A 20448-nucleotide genomic window follows, 5' to 3' on the forward strand; every position below is an offset into this window, starting at 1 on the left:
ATGAGGCCGATCGTGCGCGAATCCTCTCATCTGGGCGCCACCGTGACACCGTTCGCCGGCGCAGGCCAGCGGCTCGCCGTGACCGGCCCCCCAGTTTCGGGCGACGCGCCCGACGCGGTTCGCGCGCGCGACGCGAAGCCCGAGGCCGCATTCGAGCGCACGCTGCTGTATATCGCACGCGCCCCGGACCCGCTGCTCGGCGCGTACCTGAAGAGCCGCGGCTGGGAACTCGCGGTAGCCCGCACGGCCCACGAGGCCTCGCGCCTCGTGAAGCCGGAGGCGGCGTATGCGGGCATCGTCGATCTCACGGGCTTCGCGCCGCGCGAGTTCGCGGGGCTCGAAGCGGTGCTGCGCCTGCAACAGGTGGGCTGGATCGCGCTCACCGACGACTCGCGCCTCGCCGACGCCGACGTGCGGCGCCTGATCCGCCACTACTGCTTCGACTACGTGCACGTGCCGGTCTCGCACGCCACGCTCGACTATCTCGTGGGCCACGCGTTCGGCATGGTGTCGCTGTGCGATCTCGGTGCATCGGGCGCCGGGGCCGCGAGCCCGGACGAAGACGAGATGGTGGGCACCTGCGAAGCGATGCAGCAGCTCTTTCGCACGATCCGCAAGGTGGCCAATACCGACGCCACCGTGTTCATCTCGGGCGAATCGGGCACCGGCAAGGAACTCACCGCGCTCGCGATCCACGAGCGCTCGCCGCGGCGCAAGGCGCCCTTCGTGCCGATCAATTGCGGCGCGATCCCGCACCATCTTCTGCAATCCGAACTATTCGGCTATGAGCGCGGCGCGTTCACGGGTGCGAACCAGCGCAAGATCGGGCGCGTCGAATCGGCCAACGGCGGCACGCTCTTTCTCGACGAAATCGGCGACCTGCCCATGGAAAGCCAGGCGAGCCTGCTGCGCTTTTTGCAGGAAGGCAAGATCGAGCGCCTTGGCGGCCACGAGCAGATTCCGGTGGACGTGCGCATCATCTCGGCCACCCACGTCGATCTCGAAGCGGCGATGCGCGACGGGCATTTTCGCGCCGACCTCTTTCACCGGCTCTGCGTGCTGCGCGTGGACGAGCCGCCGCTGCGCGCGCGCGGCAAGGACATCGAAATACTCGCGCACCACGTGCTCCACAAATTCAAGCAGGACAGCGCGCGCCGCATACGGGGATTCACGCCCGACGCGATCGAGGCCATGTACAACTACAACTGGCCGGGCAACGTGCGCGAGCTCATTAACCGCGTGCGGCGCGCGATCGTCATGGCCGAGAGCAAGCTGATCTCCGCCGAGGATCTCGATCTCGCGCACTTCACCGCGCAGCAGACGGTGACCCTCGCGCAGGCGCGCGAAGCCGCCGAGCGGCGCGCAATCGAGGCGGCGCTGCTGCGGCACCGGCACCGGCTCACCGAGGCCGCGGCCGATCTCGGCATCTCGCGCGTGACGCTCTACCGCCTCATGGGCACGCACGGCCTGCGCGACGAGAAGACGTTTTTTGGCGGCGAAGCGGAAAACCAGGCGGAATTGCCGCCGGAAGGGCGGGAGTGAAGCGCGCACTGCGCGAGAAGTGCGATGAGGAGGCGCGCCGGGGCGACCGGCGCGCTCAGGTAGAATCGCTGCAATCGGCTTGCAAGCTCGGCCCCCACTCCGCACCGCTAACCCATCGATGACGACGCTCACCCTCATCGTCGCTCGCGCCCGCAATGGCGTGATCGGCCGCGACAACACGCTGCCCTGGCGGCTCCCCGAAGATCTCGCGTTTTTCAAGCGCACCACCATGGGCGCCCCTATCATCATGGGCCGCAAGACGCACGAATCGATCGGCCGCGCCTTGCCGGGTCGTCGCAACATCGTCGTGACGCGCGACGCGGGCAAGCGCTTTCCCGGCTGCGACACGGCCACGAGCCTCGACGAGGCGCTCGCACTCGCCGCGCAGGATCAGGCGCCCGAGGCGTTCCTGATCGGCGGCGCGCAACTCTACGGCGAAGGGCTTGAGCTCGCACATGAACTCGTGGTGACGGAAATCGCCGCCGATTTCGAGGGCGACGCCACCTTCCCCGCGCCTGATCCCGCCGTCTGGCGCGAGACGTCGCGCGAGACGCTGCACGCGAATGCGCCGAACGACTTCGATTTCGCGTTCGTGCGCTACGTGCGACGGACCTGAGCAGCCTGTGTGAGCAAACAGCGCCCCAGAAGCAAAACGGCACGCGAGGCGTGCCGTTTTCATTTGAAGCGAACTACAGGAACGAAGCGAACTACAGGAACGGCGGCTTACTGCCCCGCCACCGTCATCCTCTCGATCAGCACCGAGCCCGTCTGACGCGTGCCGCGCGCGAGCGTATCCGCGCCCACGGCGACGATGTGGTGGAACATCTCCTGCAGCGTGGACGCCACCGTGATTTCCTCCACCGGGTACTGGATCTTGCCGTTCTCGACCCAGAAGCCCGACGCGCCGCGCGAATAGTCGCCCGTCACGAAGTTCACGCCCTGTCCCATCAGCTCGGTCAGCAGAAGCCCCGTGCCGAGCTTTCTGAGCATCGCCTCGAAGTCGTCCTCGGGCTTTGTCAGCGAGCTCTGCAACTGCAGATTGTGCGAGCCGCCCGCGTTGCCCGTCGTCTGCATGCCGAGCTTGCGCGCCGAATAGGACGAGAGGAAGTAGCCCTGCACGATGCCGTCTTTCACGACTTCGCGGCGCTGGGTGCGCACGCCCTCTTCGTCGAACGGCGCGCTGCCGGCCGCGCGCGGCACGTGCGGGTCCTCGACGATCTGGATGTGCGGCGCGAACACGGGCTTGCCGAGGCTGTCGACGAGGAACGAGGTCTTGCGATAGAGCGCGCCGCCGCTCACCGCCTGCACGAACGCGCCGAGCAGGCCGGCGGCGAGCGGCGCCTCGAACAGCACCGGCACCTTGCGCGTGTCGAGGCTGCGCGCGTTCAGGCGCGACAGCGCGCGCTCCGCGGCGTAGCGCCCGACCGCTTCGGGCGAGGCCAGCTCGGCCGCGCTGCGCCGCGACGTGTACCAGTCGTCGCGCTGCATGTTGCGGCCTTCGCCCGCGATGGGCGCGCACGAGACGTAGTGGCGGGAGTACGGGTAACCGTGCAGGAAGCCGCCCGAAGTCGCGAGCACGAACTGCGAATGCTGCGCCGAGACGCTCGCGCCTTCGGAATTCTTCACGCGCGGATCGACGGCGAACGCGGCGTCCTCGGCGCGGCGCGCGATCTCCACGGCCTCGTCGGCAGAGAGATTCCACGGGTGGTAGAGATCGAGATCGCGCGGCGCGGTTTCGAGCAGCTCGCGCTCGGCGAGGCCCGCGCAGTCGTCGTCGGCAGTGAAGCGCGCGATGTTGTACGCCGCGGCCACGGTGTCCTTGAGCGCCTGCGGCGTAAAGTCGGAGGTGCTCGCGTTGCCGCGCTTGTTGCCGATATAGACGGTCACGCCGACCATCTTGTCGCGGTTGTGCTCGATCGTCTCGACTTCGCCGCGCCGCACCGAGACGGACAAGCCGTCGCCTTCGGAAATCTCGGTCGCGGCGTCGCTCGCGCCTAGCGTCCTGGCGTGCCGAAGGATGTCGGAGGCGATCTCCTTGAGTTCGTCCTGGGTATGCGGGAAAAAGCGTTGCCGGGCTTCGATGTCTGCTGCCATTGTCGTTACGGTCCGGTTCTGGGCCGGTTCGGCCCGCTGGTGTCGTGTTTCGCTGGTGCCGCCGCTGGTGCCGCTTCGGTTGTCTCATCAGGTGCTTCGCAGCGCGCTGCGTTCGCGAAACGCATCCCGCGATCATAGCAAGGTATGCGAACGGGCATCACAGGCGCTTTCGTCGCTTGTGCGATGCGCCGAACATCCTTCCCGGGCGCCCAGGCGCGCCGCCTTGCAGCCCGAGCCGCACGCCCGCGCACGCTACAATACGCCCCATGAAACGTAAAACCCGCATTCAACCGATGAACGACGCTGTCGCCGACCAGGACGACAACGGTTACGACCGCCCGAGCAAGTCGCAGCTCAAGCGCGAAATGGAAGCGCTCCAGGAACTGGGCCAGGCGCTCGTGGAGCTGCCGAAGGACGCGCTCAAGCGCATGCCGATGACCGAAGACCTCGCCGACGCCGTGCACGAGTGCCGCCGCATCACCGACCACGAAGGCAAGCGCCGCCAGCTCCAGTACGTGGGTCGCATGATGCGCGGCCTGACGGAAGCGGAAGTCGCCGCGCTGCGCACGAAGCTCGACGAGCACCGCGGCGTGAACAAGGCCGCGACGGCGCGCCTGCACTGGATCGAGCGCACCCGTGAAAAGCTGCTCGCCAGCGACGACGCGCTCACCGAATTCATCCGCCAGCACCCCGCCGCCGATGCGCAGGAAGGCCGCACGCTGATCCGCAACGCGCGCCGCGAGCAGGAGCAAAGCAAGCCGCCCAGGTACTTCCGCGAGCTGTTCCAGTGGATCAAGGACACGAGCGCCCAGGGCCCCGGCGAAAGTGAAGACCACGAAAACGAGCGTGCCGACGAGGACCGCGAAGATGACGAAGCCTGAGCGCAGCCATCCCGACGAACTGGTGATCGGCCTCGTGTCGGTCAGCGACCGCGCGACGAGCGGGGTTTACGAGGACAAGGGCATTCCCTCGCTGATGGAGTGGCTGGCCAGCGTGCTGAAAACGCCCTGGCGCGCCGAAACACGCCTGATCCACGACGACGCGGCGACGATCTCCGCCACGCTGACCGCGCTCGTGGACGGCCTGGGCTGCGACCTCGTGCTGACCACGGGCGGCACCGGCCCCGCACGCCGCGACGTCACGCCCGAGGCCACGCTCGCGGTGGCGACGAAGGAAATGCCGGGCTTCGGCGAGCAGATGCGCCAGATCAGCCTGAATTTCGTGCCGACGGCGATTTTGTCGCGCCAGGTGGCCGTGATCCGCGAAAACGACGACCACGCGGCGCTGATCATCAACCTGCCGGGGCAGCCGAAGTCGATCAAGGAAACGCTGGAAGGCCTGCGCGACGATCAGGGCGCGGTGAAGGTGCCCGGCATTTTCGCCGCCGTGCCGTATTGCATCGACCTGATCGGCGGGCCGTATATCGAAACCGATCCGAACGTCGTGGCGGCGTTCCGGCCAAAGAGCGCGCAGCGAGCGCCGCGCGCGTAACACTCAGATATCCCTGCTGCGATCCTGCAACACGGCGCCATCAGGCGCCGTCGCGCTTTGCGGCGCCGATCAGAGCGCCGGACCGGCCTCGCCCGCGCCCACGTCCGGCATGATGCCGGGCGCGGCCACGAGGAAGTGCTCGCGGTAGTACTTGAGCTCGTCGATCGACTCGTGAATATCGGCAAGCGCCGTGTGCATCGCGCGCTTCTGGAAGCCCTTGTAGATGGTCGGCTGCCAGCGGCGGCACAGTTCCTTGAGCGTGCTCACATCGAGATTGCGGTAATGGAAAAAACGCTCGAGCGTGGGCATCCAGCGCGCCATGAAGCGGCGGTCCTGACAGATCGAGTTGCCGCACATCGGCGACTTGCCGGGCGGCACGTATTGCGAAAGAAACGCGATGATCTGCTCGGTCGCGGATTCCTCGGTGACGGTCGAGGCGCGCACGCGTTCCGTGAGCCCCGAGCGGCCGTGCGTATTGCGATTCCATTCGTCCATGCGGTCGAGCACCGCCTCCGGCTGGTGAATTGCCAGCACCGGGCCTTCCACGAGCTTGTCGAGCGTCGAATTCGTCACCACCACGGCGATCTCGATGATGCGGTCGTTGTCGGGATCGAGCCCTGTCATTTCCATGTCGAGCCAGATCAGGTTCATGTCGGTGCGCTCGATGAGCGGCGCGCCGCCGTTTTGGCCAGCCTGGCCCGTCTGGCCGGCAGAGGTGATGTCAGTCATGAAAGGCAACCCGGAGAGCGTTGGAAGCGCGGCGCGTGCGCGGCATCGAGAGGATGCGATGCCCGGCCGGCGAGAACATATAATTGTCGCATAGATACCACGGACCTCCTGGATGCCTAATCTGTCCCCCTCCCCGGCGCTGTACTTCAGCGCGCTGTTCGTCGTGGCCGTGCTTGCGATGGTTGCGACCAAGCTCTGGCTCGCGTCGCGCCAGATCCGCTTCGTGGCCGCCCACCGCGGCGCGGTGCCTGCGCAGTTCACCGCCACCATCCCGCTCGCCGCTCACCAGCGCGCCGCCGACTACACGATCGCCCGCACGCGTCTCGGCATGATCGAAATCGTGCTCGGCGCGGTCGTGCTGATCGGGCTCACGCTGCTCGGCGGCATTCAGGCCCTCGATCTCGGCATCTCGGACGCGCTCGGGCGCGACTACGTGGGCCAGATCGCGCTCGTCGGGGCCGTACTTGCGGTTTCCGGCGCGATCGAGTTGCCGCTCGACTACTACCGCCAGTTCGTGATCGAGGAGCGCTTCGGCTTCAACCGCATGACGAAGCGCATCTTCATCGTCGACCGCATCAAGGGGCTCCTGCTCGGCGCCGCGTTCGGCATCCCGCTCCTCTTCGTCGTGCTCTGGCTCATGAAGCAGGCGGGCAGCTTTTGGTGGCTCTGGACATGGGGCGTCTGGGTCGCGTTCCAGATGCTCGTGCTGGTGCTCTACCCCAGCTTCATCGCGCCGCTCTTCAACAAGTTCGAACCGCTGCGCGACGAAGCGCTGCGCTCGCGCATCGAGGCGCTCATGCAGCGCTGCGGCTTTGCGGCCAAGGGCCTCTTCGTGATGGACGGCAGCCGCCGCTCCGCGCACGGCAACGCCTACTTCACGGGCTTTGGCGCGTCCAAGCGCATCGTCTTCTTCGATACGCTGCTCGCGCGCCTCTCGGGCAGCGAGATCGAGGCCGTGCTCGCGCATGAGCTGGGCCACTTCAAGCGCCGCCATGTCATCAAGCGCATGCTCGTCACGTTCGCGATCAGCCTCGCGCTGCTGGCGCTGCTCGGCTGGCTCTCGCAGCGCGTGTGGTTCTATGAGGGCCTCGGCGTGCGTCCTTCGCTCCTCGGCGGTAACGAAGGGCTCGCGCTCGTGCTGTTCTTCCTCGCCGTACCCGTGTTCCTGTTCTTCGTCACGCCGCTTGGCAGCCTCTCCTCGCGCAAGCACGAGTTCGAGGCCGACGCCTTCGCCGCCACGCAGACCGACGCGCAGCATCTCGTCAATGCGCTCGTGAAGCTCTACGAGGACAACGCATCGACGCTCACGCCCGACCCGCTCTATACCGCGTTCTACTACTCGCATCCGCCGGCATCGCAGCGGATCGACCGACTGCTCGCCCACGCATGAACCGGCGTGCAACGAAAGCCGCCGGCGCTGCGAAGAGCGCGGGTGCCACGCTGCACGGCGTGGTGATCGCCGCGCACGGGCGCCACTATCTCGTCGCCCCCGACGGCGGCGGCGCACATCTGCAGTGCTTCCCGCGCGGCAAGAAGAGCGAAGTGGCGGTGGGCGATCGCGTCGAGTACCAGTCGACTTCCGCGGATCAGGGCGTGATCGTCGCGATCGGCGAGCGGCGCAACCTGCTCTATCGCTCCGATCAGTTCAAGTCGAAGCTCTTCGCGGCTAACCTCGACCAGCTGCTGATCGTGCTCGCCACCGAGCCCCACTTCAGCGAAGACCTGCTCGGGCGCGCGCTCGTGGCCGCCGAGGCCAACGATCTCAAGCCGCTCATCGTGCTCAACAAGATCGACGTCGAGGCCGCGTTGCCGCTCGCCCGGGCGCGGCTCGAACGGTATCGCGCGCTCGGCTATACGGTGCTGGAGCTTTCCGTGAAAGGCCGGCCGCAGGAAGCCCGCGAGACGCTCGCCGAGCATCTGCACGGGCATCAGACGATCCTGCTCGGCCAGTCGGGCATGGGCAAGTCGACGCTCGTGAACCTGCTGATCCCCGACGCCGAAGCGGCCACGCGCGAGATCTCCACGGCGCTCAACAGCGGCCGCCACACCACGACGTTCACGCGGCTCTACCGCTTGCCCGAGGGTGGCGCGCTGATCGATTCGCCGGGCTTCCAGGAGTTCGGCCTCTATCACCTCACCGAAGGCAAGCTCGAGCGCGCGTTCCCCGAGTTCCGGCCGCTGCTTGCGCACTGCCGCTTCTACAACTGCCATCATCTGCACGAGCCGGGCTGCGCGATTCTCGAAGCCATCGACGACGGCCGCATCGCGCCCGAACGCCAGGCGCTCTATGCGCAGCTCATGCATGAGATCAGCCAGGTCGTGCGCTGACGCGCCGCTCTCTCAGGCCCCATGCCCCATGCTCAAGCTCGTGCGCGCGCCAAACCTGCTGATCGCCCAGCACTGGATGAACATCCTCGCCACGGCGGGCGTGCCCTGCGAGCTGCACAACCGCTATCTGAGCGGCGCGATGGGCGAGATCCCCGCGGAGCAGTGCGCGCCCGAGCTATGGCTCGTGGACGAGCGCGACGAGAAGCTCGCGCGGCGCTTGCTCGACGAAGCGGTGAACGGACCGCCGCCGGGCGCGCCCGCGTGGCGCTGCGCGCGTTGCGGCGAGACGCTCGAAGCGCAGTTCACCGTGTGCTGGAATTGCGGACGCGAGCGCGACGTGCGCGACGAATGACACAGCGCATACGCCGTCGAATGCAAACGGGCCGCTAAAAGCGGCCCGTTTGCTTATGTGCGGCTCGGCGTTCCGGCGCTCAGAACCAGACGGCGATGGTCAGCATGAGCAGCAGGATCATCCACAGGATCACGGCGCGCCACACGAGGCCCACGGCCGATTGCAGCGTGCGCGGCGTGCAGTCGTCGCCAACCGTGTACGGATCGCCCTCGCCCGGCTGCGCGAGCACATCGACGCTCGACTGCTCGGCAAGCGGCCCCGAGAGACGCGCGCCCAGCGCGCCGCTGCCGGTGGCGAGCAGCACGCCTTCGTTGGTATTGGGCCACTCATTGGTGCGGTTGCGCCAGGCGTAGATCGCATCTTCGAAGTTGCCGACGATCGCAAAGCCCAGCGACGTGAGCCGCGCCGGCACCCAGTCGATTACGAAGAACACTTGCTGCGCGAAGTCGGAGAACGCCTCGGTGCGGTCCTCGGCGGGGCGCGCCCACTCGCGTGCGAGATATTCGGCAATGCGGTACAGCACGGCGCCTGCGGGCCCGATCGGCACGAGAAACCAGAAGAACACGCCGAACACATGCCGATGTGAGGCGACCACCGCGTGAATGAGCGTATGGCGCACGATCTCGCTCACGGGCATGTCGACGGCCTCGATGCCGGTCCATTCCTGGAGAATTTCACGTGCGCGCGGCACGTCGTCGTTGTTCAGCGCGAGATGAATGTCGGTGAAATAGTGGCTGAACTGGCGAAAACCGAGCGTGAAGTACACCACCACGACGTTCCACAGGAACGCCAGCACGAAGCTGATGTGGTAGAGCACGTAGTAGACGAGTGCCGTGGCGAGGGTCCACGGCAGCACGACCACGAGCCACGCGATGAGCCCATGCTTTTGCTTGCCGGCGTCGAAGCCGTGCGCGGCCCATTCCGCATTGAGGCGCACGAGCGCCATGACGGGATTATTGGGCGACAGCGCCCGCACCTGCTCGATGACGAGGGCCAGCAATACGGAGAAGAAGGTCATGCGACACGCCGTGCAAATCGGGTTGCGAAAGGGTTGAAGGCTTTTTCGAAAATTGTTGCAACGATATCACAGGGCCAGATGTGCCTGACCATCGGCGGCACTTCCGGCGGCAAACTCGCAACAGTGCATGACAGCGCTTGCACGCGGCGCCTGGGGTTGCCCTGGGGTTTTATGCGAGCAGGAAACGATAGAAGTTGCGCAGCATGCCGGCCGTCGCGCCCCAGATGAAGTGCGTGGCGCTCACGCCGGATGGGGCAGCCCGGTCCAGCGCATCCCGGTCCAGCGCATTCCGGTCCGGCGCATTTCGGTCTGGCGCATTTCGGTCTGGATAGGGCATGGCGTAAAAGCGCCGCTCGCCGCCTTCCCAGCGGAACACCCTCACCTGGTGATGCACCGGGTTCATCAGAAAGCTCAGCGGCACCTCGAAGATGCTCGCGACTTCGAGCGAGTCCGCGGCGAGGCTGAACGGCTCGTGGACGAGGCCGACCACGGGTGTCACCCTGAAGCCGGTTCCGGTCAGGTAGTCGGGCAATGCGCCCAGCACCTCGACACGCGCGGGGTCGAGGTTCACTTCTTCCTGCGCCTCGCGCAGCGCAGCGGCGATGGGCGTGGGGTCCGACGGCTCGCGGCTGCCGCCCGGAAAGCTGACCTGCCCCGCATGATTGCTGAGATTGTCGGCGCGCTGCGTGAGCAGGACGGTCAAACCGCTCTGACGCAGGGCGATGGGGATCAGCACGGCCGCCTCGCGCGGGTCGCGCAGGTCGGCCAGACGGGCTTCCTGCGGTTCGGGATCCCACGCCAGACGCTGCTCGAAGCGCATGCGCAGGCCGGCGGGAGTCAGGCGCTCCGCGGCGACCTGGGGAAGGTTCGCACCCGTCGATTCTATCGGCAGGCTTTCGGGTTCAAATACTGGACGGATCAACGGGCGTCTCGGATTGCACGTACACGAGATTATTTTGAGGCCAAAAAGCAAAAAAGCACCCCGAGGGGTGCTTTTTTCTTACAGCTTTTACGCCTGGTCGGCCGGAGCAGCTGCGCGGTCTTTCGACACGAGCTTTTCCTTGATACGTGCCTTCTTGCCCGACAGGTTGCGCAGGTAGTACAGCTTCGCGCGACGCACGTCGCCGCGACGCTTCACCACGATGCTGGCCAGCAGCGGCGAGTACGTCTGGAACGTACGCTCGACACCTTCGCCCGACGAGATCTTGCGCACGATGAACGACGAGTTCAGGCCGCGGTTACGCTTCGCGATCACGACGCCTTCGTATGCCTGAACGCGCTTGCGGTTACCTTCAACCACGTTCACGTTGACGATCACCGTATCGCCGGGGGCGAATTCGGGGATGGTCTTCTCGCCCAGCACGCGCTGGATTTCTTCCTGCTCGAGTTTTTCGATGAGATTCATGGATTGCTCCTTATGCCATCTTGTCGGCGTTCGTACCTGTGCCCGAGTTCGCTAGAAACCCGGCAACTACGGCCCCGATAGAGGATGGATTCACAACTGGCGCCGTTCACGCATGAAGCGGCACCGCCTTGACGCCCCGCGTCGCGCACGCCCGAAGCATTACGCTTCGTTCGCGCCCTTCGCGAGACTAGCGAGCCACGCCTCATCGGCACGGCTCAACATCTTGTTCTTTCTGGCCCGCTCGATCAGATCGGGCCGCTTGTTCCACGTGTTGCGCAACGCCTCGCGGCGGCGCCACTGCTCGATTTCCGCATGATGGCCGCCTAGCAGCACATCGGGCACCCGCACGCCATCGTATTCCTCAGGGCGCGTGTAATGCGGACAGTCGAGCAAACCGTCGACGAAGCTGTCCTGCACCGCCGAGAGCGCGTCGCCCAGCACACCGGGCAGATTGCGCACCACGGCGTCCATCAAGGCCATCGCGGGCAATTCGCCCCCCGAGAGCACGAAGTCGCCGAGGCTCACTTCTTCGTCCACGCAGCGGTCGACGAGACGCTGATCGATCGCTTCATAGCGGCCGCACAGCATCACGAGACCCGGCTCCTGCGCGAACCGCATGACGCGTTCGTGCGTGAGCGGCTTGCCTTGCGGCGACATCAGCAGCACGCGCGGGGCGCCGACGCCCTGCTCCGCCTGCGCGGCTTTCGCCGCGCCGATCGCCGCTTCGAGCGGCTTGGCCAGCATGACCATGCCAGGGCCGCCGCCGTAAGGACGGTCGTCGATCGTGCGATAGTTGTCGGTCGTGAAATCGCGCGGATTCCACGTGCGCAACGTGTAACGCTGCTGCTTCGCCGCCCGGCTCGTGATGCCCCAGTCGGTCAGCGCACGGAACATCTCGGGAAAGAGCGTAACGACATCGAATTGCATCGCTCTCTCCGTTCAGCGAAATTGAATCAAGGCGCGCGGCGTTCCCATAGTGCTGCCGCCGTGTTGCTCTAGTAGTCGGCTTCCCAGTCGACGACGATACGTTTCGCCGCCAGGTCCACCGTTTTCACGAACACGCCGACAAAGGGAATCAGACGCTCGCCGGTAGCCGGCTTGCCGTCCTTGTCCACCGACGGGTACGTCACGCGCAACACCGACTGCGCGCCGTTGTCGATCAGGTCGGCGACCTTGCCGAGCTCGATGCCCGCCTCGTTGGCGACGTCGAGGCCGATCAGGTCGACCCAGTAATACTCATCGGCGGCGGGCGCCGGGAATTCGGCCCGGCTCACGTACACGCGCGCGCCGCGCAACAGCAACGCGGCGTCGCGGTCGGCCACGCCCGAAAGCTGGCCGACGACGCTGTCGCCGTGAACCTTGGCGCTCACGCGCAGCGCGGAATGACGCTCGCGATGCGCCTGGCCTTCGCGGCCCTTGAGCAGCCACCAGCGTCTGGCCGAAAGCAGAGCCCTGCCGTCCTGCGCGTGCGGCGCGATCTTCAGCCAGCCCTTGAGGCCATAGGCGTCAATCACGGCGCCGACTTCGACGGCGTCGGTGGGCCAGCTCGACCCGGTTTCGGCGCGCAACCCTTCGGCGGCGCCGGCAACCTTCGCGGCGCTCTCGCGCGCGGGCTTGCGCACGAACGCGCCAAAGGAAGGCGCGCCGCGGGTCGCGGCCTTTCCGGCTTCGCCGGCCACAGCTTTGGGCGCCCCGCCTTCCGACGCGTCGTTCGCCTCTACGGCAGATTTGGCGTCATGCGCGGACATCGGCACCCCCTGCGACCAGCTTGATATCGCACACGCCGATCATGCAGCGCGTACGCGGTGACAACAGACTGAAAAGACGCTTGAAAAAACCGCTTGAAAAGACTTAAGCAGCCGGCGCAGCGGCGGCGGTCTTTTGCGCTTCCTTCACGAGGCGCTCGACGGCCGGCGACATTTGCGCGCCGTTTTCCTTCCAGTACGTCACGCGATCTTGAGCGATGCGCAGCGTTTCACCCTTCGTTGCGACCGGGTTGTAGAAGCCCACGCGCTCGATGAAACGGCCGTCGCGACGGTTGCGCGAATCGGTGGCGACGATGTTGTAGAACGGGCGCTTCTTCGAGCCGCCGCGTGCCAGACGGATGATGACCATACTAAAATCCTTGAAAACCGGGGGTTCGGGACTACTGAAACATGCGATTATAGCCCGAAACTGGAGGCATAACAAACACTTAACGGGAAATTGCGCGCACCCGCGCGGAAAGCGGCGCGAGACGACAGCAAACGCGCGGCCCAACCGCGGCCCATGCCCAGCACGGGCGGGCCTTGGAGCGAATTTTGGCGACTTTCGGACAACTCGTGCAATGGCTATATCGCCGTAACGGCAGCGGCGTGCCTGTTAGCGCTCTTTTTTCGGCGCTCCGCGCCCCGGCCAGGCGCCAAGGCCTTGTCGCGGCATGGCTCGCCTTTACCGCCGTCCTGCTCGCTGCGCCGCTCGCCTGGGCGGCGCTTCCCATCGACCGCATCAAGCTCCCGCCGGGCTTTCACATCGAAGTGCTCACCGCCGACGTGCCCGCCGCGCGCGAAATGGCGCTCTCGAGCAACGGTATTCTCTATGTAGGGAGCTTTCAGGGGGACGTCTACGCGCTCGAACTGAAGAACGGCAAGGTCGGCAAGCGCCATGTCGTGGCCTCGGGGCTCACGATGCCTGTCGGTGTGGCATGGCACAACGGTGCGCTCTATATCTCGGCGGTTTCGTCGATCGTGCGCCTCGACGACATCGACCATCACCTCGACAATCCGCCCAAGGCCGTCGTCGTCACGGATGCCCTGCCAGCCGAGCGCCACCACGGCTGGAAATTCATCGCGTTCGGCCCCGACGGCAAGCTCTATGTGCCGCAAGGCGCGCCGTGCAACGTCTGCCTCCCCGTGAGCGACCCTCAGCGCATGCATTTCGCGATGATCGGCCGCATGGATGCCGACGGCTCCCACTACGAGACTATCGCGCGCGGCGTGCGCAACTCGGTTGGCTTCGCGTGGCATCCGCAGACGCACGAGCTTTGGTTCACCGACAACGGCCGCGACATGCTCGGCGACGACGTCCCCGACGACAAGCTCAATCGCCTCTCGCACACGGGCGAGGACTTCGGCTTTCCCTATTGCCACGGTGGCAATGTGGCCGACCCCGAGTTCGGCGCGGGCCATCCGTGCAGCGGCTTCACGCCCCCGGTCGCCCGGCTCGGCGCGCACGTCGCGTCGCTCGGCATGCGCTTCTATAGCGGCCCGATGTTCCCGGCCGACTACGCGAACAGCATCTTCATCGCCGAGCACGGCTCGTGGAATCGCAGCAAGAAGATCGGCTACCGCGTGGTGCGCGTGAGCGCCAACCCGGACGGCACGAACGCCCGGCAAGAAGTGTTCGCGCAAGGCTGGCTCAACGCCGACGAGACCCAGTGGGGCCGGCCCGCCGATGTACTGCCGCTGACCGACGGCTCGCTCCTGATCAGCGACGACTATGCAGGCGCGATCTATCGCGTGACTTACAGCAAATAAGGCCCGTGCGCGGCGGGGCGCTCAGGCACTGGTACCGGCACTGGTAGGGTGCCGTACATGAGCGAGCGCTCGTGCTGCAAGCGGGGCGTGCGGCATACAATGCGCGGCGGCCTGTGTGCGATGACGCTATGCGCCCATGACGGCCGAACGACCACGTCTCGCTCTTGCCCATGACCAATCCAAAGAACCCAGCACGCTTTCGCTCCAAGACGCTCACGGCCGCGCTCGCCTTCCTGCTCGGCAGCCTCGGCGCACACCGCTTCTATTTGTATGGCCCGCGCGACGTGTGGGGATGGGCCCACCTGTTCGGCACGCTCATTGGCATTCCCGGCGTGATGTTGCTCGCCGCGACCGAACGCGCATCGATTCCCGGCTGGGTGCTCGCCATGATCGGCGCCGTGTCGGTGCTCTCGGCCTTTCTAGCGGCGATCGTCTACGGCCTGCGCCCCGACAACAGATGGGATGCACAGTTCAACGCATCGTTCGTGGAGAAAGGCCGGACGAGCCGCTCGGGCTGGACGGTGATCTTCGTGGTGATCTTCTCTTTGCTGATCGGCGCGTTCCTGTTGATGACGGGCCTCGCGCTCTCCTTCCAGACGTACTTCGAATCCCAGGTCGAAGCCGCGAAGGCGATATCGCAGTAAGCGGCTGCGCCATTCGCTCAGAACAAGTCGAGCTGCGGTTTTTCGCTCACCGCTTTCACCGCTCTAGCCTGCACGAACGCCGACATGTCGAGAATGCCGTGGCGCCGCTCGTTGAGCCCGAGCCGCCGCACGGCATTGTGAAAGCGCTGTTTGAGCAGATCGGCCCAGAGCCCCGTGCCCTTCATGCGCTGCGAGAACGCCGACTCGTAGTCCTTGCCGCCGCGCATGTCGCGCACGCGGCTCATCACGCGCTCGGCGCGCTGCGGAAAGTGCGCCGCCAGCCAGTCCTGGAAGAGCGGCGCGACTTCCCATGGCAGGCGCAGCACGATGTAGCTCGCGCTCGTGGCGCCAGCCTCGGCGCAGGCTTCGAGCACGCGCTCCATGTCGGGCTCGGTCACGAACGGGATCACCGGCGCGATGCTCACGCCCACCGGCACGCCCGCTTCGGCCAATGTGCGGATCGTGCGCAGCCGTCGCGCCGGCGTGGCCGCGCGCGGTTCGAGCGAACGCGCGAGTTCGGCGTCGAGCGTGGTGATCGTGATCGCGGCCATGAACTGCTTGCGCGCGGCCATCGGCGCGAGCAGGTCGAGATCGCGCTCGATCAGCGAGGACTTCGTGATGGCCGCGAACGGATGCTGGCGCTCGGCCAGCACCTCGACCACGCGCCGCGTGATGCGCAGTTCTCGCTCGACGGGTTGCCAGGCATCGGTGTTCACGCCCAACGCGATCGGCTCAGGCTCGTAGGACGGCTTTGCGATCTCCCTTGCGAGCAGTTCGGGCGCGTTGACCTTCGCGTAGATGCGGCTTTCGAAGTCGAGCCCCGGCGAGAGGCCGAGATAACTGTGCGTGGGCCGCGCGAAACAGTAGATGCAGCCGTGCTCGCAACCGCGGTAGGGATTGAGCGAGACGTTGAACGGGATGTCCGGCGACTGGTTGCGCGTGAGGATGCTTTTCGCGCGTTCCTCGAAAACTTCGGTCCGCAGCGCGGGCTCGACGGTTTGCTCGCCATCGGGCGCCTCGCCGCCCGGGTGCTGCCATCCGTCGTCGAAGGCTACACGCTGGTCGACTTCGTAGCGCCCTTGCAGGTTCGTGACCGCACCGCGCCCCTTGCGTGCCGTGGGCGGCGCAATGGGGTACCAGGTAGCGGGATCGGCATCGGGATCGGGGTGACGGGAATCGCTCACGGCAAAGGCGGAACAGACAGGGAAACGCGGCTCGATACTGTACAAATATACAGTATCGAGCCGCGTTGTCGAGTCCTAAAAACGGGGCGCTTTCAGTTGCCTCGCACGCCTCGTCATTCACCCACGGCGATCGTCAGCGTCTCCTTGATCTCTTCCATCACCACGTAGCTTTTCGACTGCACCGCGCCCGGCAGCTGCAGCAGGATGTCGCCGAGGAGCTTGCGATAGTCGGCCATCTCGCCAATGCGCGCCTTGATGAGATAGTCGAAGTCACCCGACACGAGGTGACATTCGAGCACCTCGGGGATCTTCTGCACCTCGCGACGAAACTGGTCGAACATGTTGCCGCTCTTGTGGTCGAGCGTGATTTCCACGAACACGAGCAGCGCGGCCCCCAGCACCGACGGATTCACGCGCGCGTAGTAGCCGGTGATGACACCGTCGCGCTCCATGCGCTTCACGCGCTCGATGCACGGCGTGACCGAAAGCCCGACCTGTTCCGCCAGGTCCTTCATGGCCATCCGGCCGTCTTCCTGGAGCAGCTTGAGGATGCGGTGATCGAGCCGGTCGAGCGCGCGGACCGGTTGGCGCTGCGTTCTCATGATTTAATCCTGAAAACCTGAAAAATACGATAACAAAACCTGGACGTACCGCAATAGTATAGCTGCAAATACTGGCTATACCCGGATTTTCGTGCCTTCCGCCCTATCGGTGCCACAACACCGCGCTTCGGGCTCCCGGCAACGCGGCATAGCCCCCACGAATCTATATGGAGCAGCTATGCGAGTCGTCATCCTGGGCAGTGGTGTGGTCGGTGTGGCCAGCGCCTGGTATCTCGCCCGCGCGGGCCACGATGTCACGGTGATCGACCGCGAGGCCGGTCCCGCGCTCGAAACCAGTTTCGCCAACGCCGGCCAGATCTCGCCGGGCTACGCCGCGCCGTGGGCCGCGCCGGGCGTGCCGCTCAAGGCGATCAAATGGATGTTCGAGAAGCACGCGCCGCTCGCCATCCGGCTCGACGGCACGAAATTCCAGTTGCAGTGGATGTGGCAGATGCTGCAGAACTGCACGACCGAACGCTATGCGCTCAACAAGGGCCGTATGGTGCGCCTCGCCGAATACAGCCGCGATTGCCTGCAGGCGCTACGCGCCGACACGGGCATCCAGTATGAAGGCCGCACGGGCGGCACGCTGCAGGTGTTCCGCACGCAGCAGCAATTCGAAGGCGCGGCGAAGGACATCGCCGTGCTGAAGGACGCCAACGTTCCGTACGAACTGCTCACCGCAGCCGAACTCGGCCGCGCCGAACCGGCGCTCGCCGCGGTTTCGGGCAAGCTCACGGGCGGCCTGCGCCTGCCGGGCGACGAAACCGGCGACTGCCAGATGTTCACCACGCGCCTCGCCGCGATGGCCGAACAACTGGGCGTCAAGTTCCGCTACAACACGCCGGTAGACGGCCTCGTCATGTCGGGCGATCGCATCGCGGGCGTGCAATGCGGCGCCGAACTCGTGCGCGCCGATTCGTATGTGGTCGCACTCGGTTCGTTCTCCACGAAGATGCTCGCAGGTCTCGTGAAGATCCCCGTGTATCCGCTCAAGGGTTACTCGATCACGGCGCCGATCGTCAACGCCGATGCCGCACCCGTCTCGACCGTGCTCGACGAAACCTACAAGATCGCGATCACGCGCTTTGACGACCGCATCCGCGTGGGCGGCATGGCCGAGATCGTCGGCTACGACAAGACGCTCAAGCAGGCGCGTCGCGAAACGCTCGAAATGTGCGTGAACGACCTGTTCCCGGGCGGCGGCGACACGACCCAGGCCACCTTCTGGACCGGTCTGCGCCCGATGACGCCGGACGGCACGCCGGTCGTAGGCCGCACGCCGATCCCGAACCTGTTCCTGAACACGGGCCACGGTACGCTCGGCTGGACGATGTCGTGCGGTTCGGGCCAACTGCTCGCCGACCTGATCTCGGGCAAGCAGCCCGCCATCCGCGCCGACGACCTTTCGGTGCACCGCTACCTCGGCGCCACGCAGGGCGCGCATCGTCCGGCTTACGCCTGAGCCAGACTCTGTGCGTGAAAGAACACGGCGCCTCGAGGGCGCCGTGTTTCATTGGGCGCGCGAATGGGCGGACGTCGTCAGAACTGATCCTCCGCCAGCGCCAGCACGCCTTCGCTGCCGTTCGCGCTGACGATCGCCGCTTCGAGCGCCACCGCCTGGGGCAACACGTGCTGCGCGAAGAACTGCGCCGTGGCGATCTTCGCGCCGTGGAACTTCGGATCGTCGTGCATGAGGCGCTGCGAGGCGAGCATGGCGCGCGCCATCTGCCAGCCGCCCAGCACGATTCCCGCGAGCTTCAGATACGGCACGCTGCCCGCGAACACGGCGTTGGGATCGCGCTTCGCGTTCGCCAGCACGAAATCCACGGTCGAAGCCAGCGCGTCCTTGCCGAGCGCGAGGTGCTTGCGCATCGACTCGAACGCCGCGCCTTGCTGTGCGCCGAGCGCGTCCACGGTCTGCGAGATATCGGCGAGCAGGGCCTGCGCCGCCGCGCCGCCGTCGCGCAGCGTCTTGCGCCCGATGAGATCGTTGGCCTGAATCGCCGTCGTGCCTTCGTAGATGGGCAGGATGCGCGCATCGCGGTAGAACTGCGCCGCGCCCGTCTCCTCGATAAAGCCCATGCCGCCGTGCACCTGCACGCCGAGGCTCGTCACCTCCAGCGCAAGCTCGGTGCTCCAGCCCTTCACGATCGGCACGAGGTACTCGTAACGCGCCTGATGCCGAGCGCGGGCCGCCTCGTCGGGATCGCCGTGCGCGCGGTCGCTCTCCCCCGCCGCGACATAGGCGAGCGCACGCGCGGCTTCGGTGAGCGCGCGCATGGTCGCGAGCATGCGCCGCACGTCGGGGTGATGGATGATGGTCACCGCCGCTTTCGCGGAACCGTCCACCGGGCGGCTTTGCACACGTTCCTTCGCATAGGCGAGCGCCTTCTGGTAGGCGCGATCCGAAATGGCCACGCCCTGCATGCCCACGGCGAAACGCGCCGCGTTCATCATGATGAACATGTACTCGAGGCCGCGGTTCTCCTCGCCGATCAACTGTCCGATCGCGCCGCCATGATCGCCGAACTGCAACACGGCAGTCGGGCTCGCCTTGATGCCTAGCTTGTGCTCGATCGACACGCAATGCACATCGTTGCGCGCGCCGAGCGAGCCATCTTCGTTGACGAGGAACTTCGGCACGACGAAGAGCGAAATGCCCTTCACGCCTTCGGGCGCCGTGGGCGTGCGCGCGAGCACGAGATGGACGATGTTCTCCGCCATGTCGTGCTCGCCCCAGGTGATGAAGATCTTCGTGCCGAACAGCTTGTAGGTGCCGTCGGCTTGCGGCTCGGCGCGCGTGCGCACGGCGGCGAGGTCCGAACCGGCCTGAGGCTCCGTGAGATTCATCGTGCCGGTCCAGATGCCCGAGATGAGCCGCGGCACGAAGCGTTGCTTTTGCGCTTCGCTGCCGGCGGTGAGCAGCGCTTCGATCGCGCCGTCGGAAAGCAGCGGGCACAGTGCGAACGAGAGATTCGCCGCGTTGAGCATTTCCATGCACGGCGTACCGACGAGCTTCGGCAAGCCCTGTCCTTCGTATTCCTGAGGATGCTGCACGCCCTGCCAGCCGCCTTCCACGTATTGCCGGAACGCCTCCTTGAACCCTGGCGTCGCGTGCACGTTACCGCCTTCCCAGCGGCTCGGATTGCGATCGCCTTCGGCGTTCAGCGGCTCCAGCACTTCGCCGCATAGCTTCGCGGCCCCCTGCAGGACGGCTTCGACGGTTTCGGGCGTGGCATCCTCGCCGCCCGGCAACTTCGCGATCTCCTCGAGGCCGGCCAACTCCTTCATGACGAACAGCATGTCGCTCGTGGGCGCCTGGTACATGGCAGTCTCCTCGTGTGTCGACCGGACCGGGCGCTCGAGCGCTGGGTCCGCTCCCATGCAATGCACGGCCAGTGTTGACACCATGGTGCCTGGATCTGGCCACATCCAGCCTACGCCGTCCAAATGACAAAGGGGCGCCGCGGCGCCCCTTTGTAGCTTCGTCTCACGCCGCGAGGTCGTTCATCTTTCGCAGCGCCCGGTAGCGTATTTCACC

Annotated in this window: 21 protein-coding genes; 10 read left to right on the forward strand and 11 right to left on the reverse strand. The window is 66.1% G+C overall.

Going from position 1 to position 20448, the window contains the following annotated elements; all coding sequences use genetic code 11:
- Nucleotides 1-12: 12 nt before the first annotated feature.
- Complete coding sequence (locus tag VSR34_RS09395; RefSeq protein WP_028231346.1) at nt 13-1542, forward strand: sigma-54 dependent transcriptional regulator; 1530 nt, start codon at nt 13-15, stop codon at nt 1540-1542.
- A gap of 118 nt (nt 1543-1660) precedes the next feature.
- Entirely contained in the window at nt 1661-2158 is a 498-nt protein-coding gene (locus VSR34_RS09400) for a dihydrofolate reductase (protein WP_028212890.1), read from the forward strand.
- Between the two features lie 107 nt (nt 2159-2265).
- Here VSR34_RS09400 and pmbA read toward each other — a convergent pair whose 3' ends face one another.
- Complete coding sequence (gene pmbA, locus VSR34_RS09405) at nt 2266-3636, reverse strand: metalloprotease PmbA (protein WP_028212889.1); 1371 nt, start codon at nt 3634-3636, stop codon at nt 2266-2268.
- Nucleotides 3637-3902: 266 nt separating this feature from the next.
- Between pmbA and yjgA the strand changes: the two genes are divergently transcribed.
- Together yjgA and mog are read left to right on the forward strand one after the other, a co-directional pair.
- Nucleotides 3903-4517, forward strand: coding sequence for a ribosome biogenesis factor YjgA (yjgA, locus tag VSR34_RS09410; RefSeq protein ID WP_272945665.1), 615 nt, complete (start codon nt 3903-3905; stop codon nt 4515-4517).
- The gene (mog, locus tag VSR34_RS09415; protein WP_036019575.1) at nt 4504-5127 is read left to right on the forward strand and encodes a molybdopterin adenylyltransferase; all 624 of its coding nucleotides are present in this window, start codon (nt 4504-4506) and stop codon (nt 5125-5127) included. Before yjgA ends, mog begins: the two co-directional genes overlap by 14 nt.
- Nucleotides 5128-5196: 69 nt before the next feature.
- On the opposite strand, the gene orn is transcribed toward mog, so the two are convergent.
- Nucleotides 5197-5778 (reverse strand): oligoribonuclease, encoded by a 582-nt coding sequence (gene orn, locus VSR34_RS09420; RefSeq protein WP_238327937.1) that lies wholly within the window; start codon nt 5776-5778, stop codon nt 5197-5199.
- A 190-nt stretch (nt 5779-5968) separates the two neighbouring features.
- Between orn and VSR34_RS09425 the strand changes: the two genes are divergently transcribed.
- Genes VSR34_RS09425 through VSR34_RS09435 form a run of 3 tightly spaced genes read left to right on the forward strand, consistent with a single transcriptional unit; the run spans nt 5969 to nt 8536 of the window.
- A complete protein-coding gene (locus VSR34_RS09425) occupies nt 5969-7246 on the forward strand; it encodes a M48 family metallopeptidase (protein ID WP_028212885.1) in 1278 nt (425 codons plus the stop codon).
- On the forward strand, nt 7243-8184 hold the full coding sequence (rsgA, locus tag VSR34_RS09430) for a ribosome small subunit-dependent GTPase A (RefSeq protein WP_028212884.1): 942 nt from the start codon (nt 7243-7245) through the stop codon (nt 8182-8184). Before VSR34_RS09425 ends, rsgA begins: the two co-directional genes overlap by 4 nt.
- A 28-nt stretch (nt 8185-8212) precedes the next feature.
- Nucleotides 8213-8536, forward strand: a complete 324-nt coding sequence (locus VSR34_RS09435; RefSeq protein WP_028212883.1) for a DUF2007 domain-containing protein — start codon at nt 8213-8215, stop codon at nt 8534-8536.
- 79 nt (nt 8537-8615) lie between these two features.
- On the opposite strand, the gene VSR34_RS09440 is transcribed toward VSR34_RS09435, so the two are convergent.
- From VSR34_RS09440 to rpsP, 6 genes are all read right to left on the reverse strand, one after another.
- A complete protein-coding gene (locus VSR34_RS09440; protein WP_028212882.1) occupies nt 8616-9554 on the reverse strand; it encodes a CobD/CbiB family protein in 939 nt (312 codons plus the stop codon).
- 169 nt (nt 9555-9723) lie between these two features.
- Nucleotides 9724-10476 carry a CoA pyrophosphatase gene (locus tag VSR34_RS09445; protein ID WP_342962373.1) on the reverse strand — a complete coding sequence of 251 codons (753 nt, stop codon included), beginning with the start codon at nt 10474-10476 and terminating at the stop codon, nt 9724-9726.
- Nucleotides 10477-10563: 87 nt separating this feature from the next.
- Nucleotides 10564-10959 carry a 50S ribosomal protein L19 gene (rplS, locus tag VSR34_RS09450; protein ID WP_028206741.1) on the reverse strand — a complete coding sequence of 132 codons (396 nt, stop codon included), beginning with the start codon at nt 10957-10959 and terminating at the stop codon, nt 10564-10566.
- Nucleotides 10960-11118: 159 nt separating this feature from the next.
- Nucleotides 11119-11886, reverse strand: coding sequence for a tRNA (guanosine(37)-N1)-methyltransferase TrmD (trmD, locus tag VSR34_RS09455; RefSeq protein WP_342962374.1), 768 nt, complete (start codon nt 11884-11886; stop codon nt 11119-11121).
- A gap of 68 nt (nt 11887-11954) precedes the next feature.
- On the reverse strand, nt 11955-12707 hold the full coding sequence (rimM, locus tag VSR34_RS09460; protein ID WP_342962375.1) for a ribosome maturation factor RimM: 753 nt from the start codon (nt 12705-12707) through the stop codon (nt 11955-11957).
- Between the two features lie 103 nt (nt 12708-12810).
- On the reverse strand, nt 12811-13074 hold the full coding sequence (rpsP, locus tag VSR34_RS09465) for a 30S ribosomal protein S16 (protein WP_028206744.1): 264 nt from the start codon (nt 13072-13074) through the stop codon (nt 12811-12813).
- Between the two features lie 326 nt (nt 13075-13400).
- Between rpsP and VSR34_RS09470 the strand changes: the two genes are divergently transcribed.
- Both VSR34_RS09470 and VSR34_RS09475 read left to right on the forward strand, forming a co-directional pair.
- Complete coding sequence (locus tag VSR34_RS09470) at nt 13401-14474, forward strand: PQQ-dependent sugar dehydrogenase (protein ID WP_342962427.1); 1074 nt, start codon at nt 13401-13403, stop codon at nt 14472-14474.
- A 170-nt stretch (nt 14475-14644) separates the two neighbouring features.
- Nucleotides 14645-15118, forward strand: coding sequence for an NINE protein (locus VSR34_RS09475; protein WP_342962376.1), 474 nt, complete (start codon nt 14645-14647; stop codon nt 15116-15118).
- A gap of 17 nt (nt 15119-15135) precedes the next feature.
- On the opposite strand, the gene VSR34_RS09480 is transcribed toward VSR34_RS09475, so the two are convergent.
- A complete protein-coding gene (locus tag VSR34_RS09480; protein WP_342962377.1) occupies nt 15136-16302 on the reverse strand; it encodes a PA0069 family radical SAM protein in 1167 nt (388 codons plus the stop codon).
- A gap of 113 nt (nt 16303-16415) precedes the next feature.
- Nucleotides 16416-16904, reverse strand: a complete 489-nt coding sequence (locus VSR34_RS09485; RefSeq protein ID WP_028212875.1) for an Lrp/AsnC ligand binding domain-containing protein — start codon at nt 16902-16904, stop codon at nt 16416-16418.
- Between the two features lie 178 nt (nt 16905-17082).
- Between VSR34_RS09485 and VSR34_RS09490 the strand changes: the two genes are divergently transcribed.
- A complete protein-coding gene (locus VSR34_RS09490; protein ID WP_342962378.1) occupies nt 17083-18369 on the forward strand; it encodes a D-amino acid dehydrogenase in 1287 nt (428 codons plus the stop codon).
- Nucleotides 18370-18446: 77 nt separating this feature from the next.
- On the opposite strand, the gene VSR34_RS09495 is transcribed toward VSR34_RS09490, so the two are convergent.
- Entirely contained in the window at nt 18447-20234 is a 1788-nt protein-coding gene (locus tag VSR34_RS09495; RefSeq protein ID WP_342962379.1) for an acyl-CoA dehydrogenase, read from the reverse strand.
- Between the last annotated feature and the right edge of the window lie 214 nt (nt 20235-20448).

This window comes from Paraburkholderia sp. JHI2823 (genome assembly GCF_038900695.1).
Taxonomy (GTDB): Bacteria; Pseudomonadota; Gammaproteobacteria; order Burkholderiales; family Burkholderiaceae; genus Paraburkholderia; species Paraburkholderia mimosarum.

Excerpts from the sequence above, each read along its gene's own strand:
- trmD (WP_342962374.1), bottom strand. The coding sequence starts at position 11,886 with ATGCAATTCGATGTCGTTACGCTCTTTCCCGAGATGTTCCGTGCGCTG.
- yjgA (WP_272945665.1), top strand. The coding sequence starts at position 3,903 with ATGAAACGTAAAACCCGCATTCAACCGATGAACGACGCTGTCGCCGAC.
- VSR34_RS09490 (WP_342962378.1), top strand. The coding sequence starts at position 17,083 with ATGCGAGTCGTCATCCTGGGCAGTGGTGTGGTCGGTGTGGCCAGCGCC.
- VSR34_RS09495 (WP_342962379.1), bottom strand. The coding sequence starts at position 20,234 with ATGTACCAGGCGCCCACGAGCGACATGCTGTTCGTCATGAAGGAGTTG.
- VSR34_RS09440 (WP_028212882.1), bottom strand. The coding sequence starts at position 9,554 with ATGACCTTCTTCTCCGTATTGCTGGCCCTCGTCATCGAGCAGGTGCGG.
- pmbA (WP_028212889.1), bottom strand. The coding sequence starts at position 3,636 with ATGGCAGCAGACATCGAAGCCCGGCAACGCTTTTTCCCGCATACCCAG.
- VSR34_RS09475 (WP_342962376.1), top strand. The coding sequence starts at position 14,645 with ATGACCAATCCAAAGAACCCAGCACGCTTTCGCTCCAAGACGCTCACG.
- rpsP (WP_028206744.1), bottom strand. The coding sequence starts at position 13,074 with ATGGTCATCATCCGTCTGGCACGCGGCGGCTCGAAGAAGCGCCCGTTC.
- VSR34_RS09435 (WP_028212883.1), top strand. The coding sequence starts at position 8,213 with ATGCTCAAGCTCGTGCGCGCGCCAAACCTGCTGATCGCCCAGCACTGG.
- VSR34_RS09485 (WP_028212875.1), bottom strand. The coding sequence starts at position 16,904 with ATGAGAACGCAGCGCCAACCGGTCCGCGCGCTCGACCGGCTCGATCAC.
- rimM (WP_342962375.1), bottom strand. The coding sequence starts at position 12,707 with ATGTCCGCGCATGACGCCAAATCTGCCGTAGAGGCGAACGACGCGTCG.
- rsgA (WP_028212884.1), top strand. The coding sequence starts at position 7,243 with ATGAACCGGCGTGCAACGAAAGCCGCCGGCGCTGCGAAGAGCGCGGGT.
- orn (WP_238327937.1), bottom strand. The coding sequence starts at position 5,778 with ATGAACCTGATCTGGCTCGACATGGAAATGACAGGGCTCGATCCCGAC.
- rplS (WP_028206741.1), bottom strand. The coding sequence starts at position 10,959 with ATGAATCTCATCGAAAAACTCGAGCAGGAAGAAATCCAGCGCGTGCTG.
- mog (WP_036019575.1), top strand. The coding sequence starts at position 4,504 with ATGACGAAGCCTGAGCGCAGCCATCCCGACGAACTGGTGATCGGCCTC.
- VSR34_RS09400 (WP_028212890.1), top strand. The coding sequence starts at position 1,661 with ATGACGACGCTCACCCTCATCGTCGCTCGCGCCCGCAATGGCGTGATC.
- VSR34_RS09425 (WP_028212885.1), top strand. The coding sequence starts at position 5,969 with ATGCCTAATCTGTCCCCCTCCCCGGCGCTGTACTTCAGCGCGCTGTTC.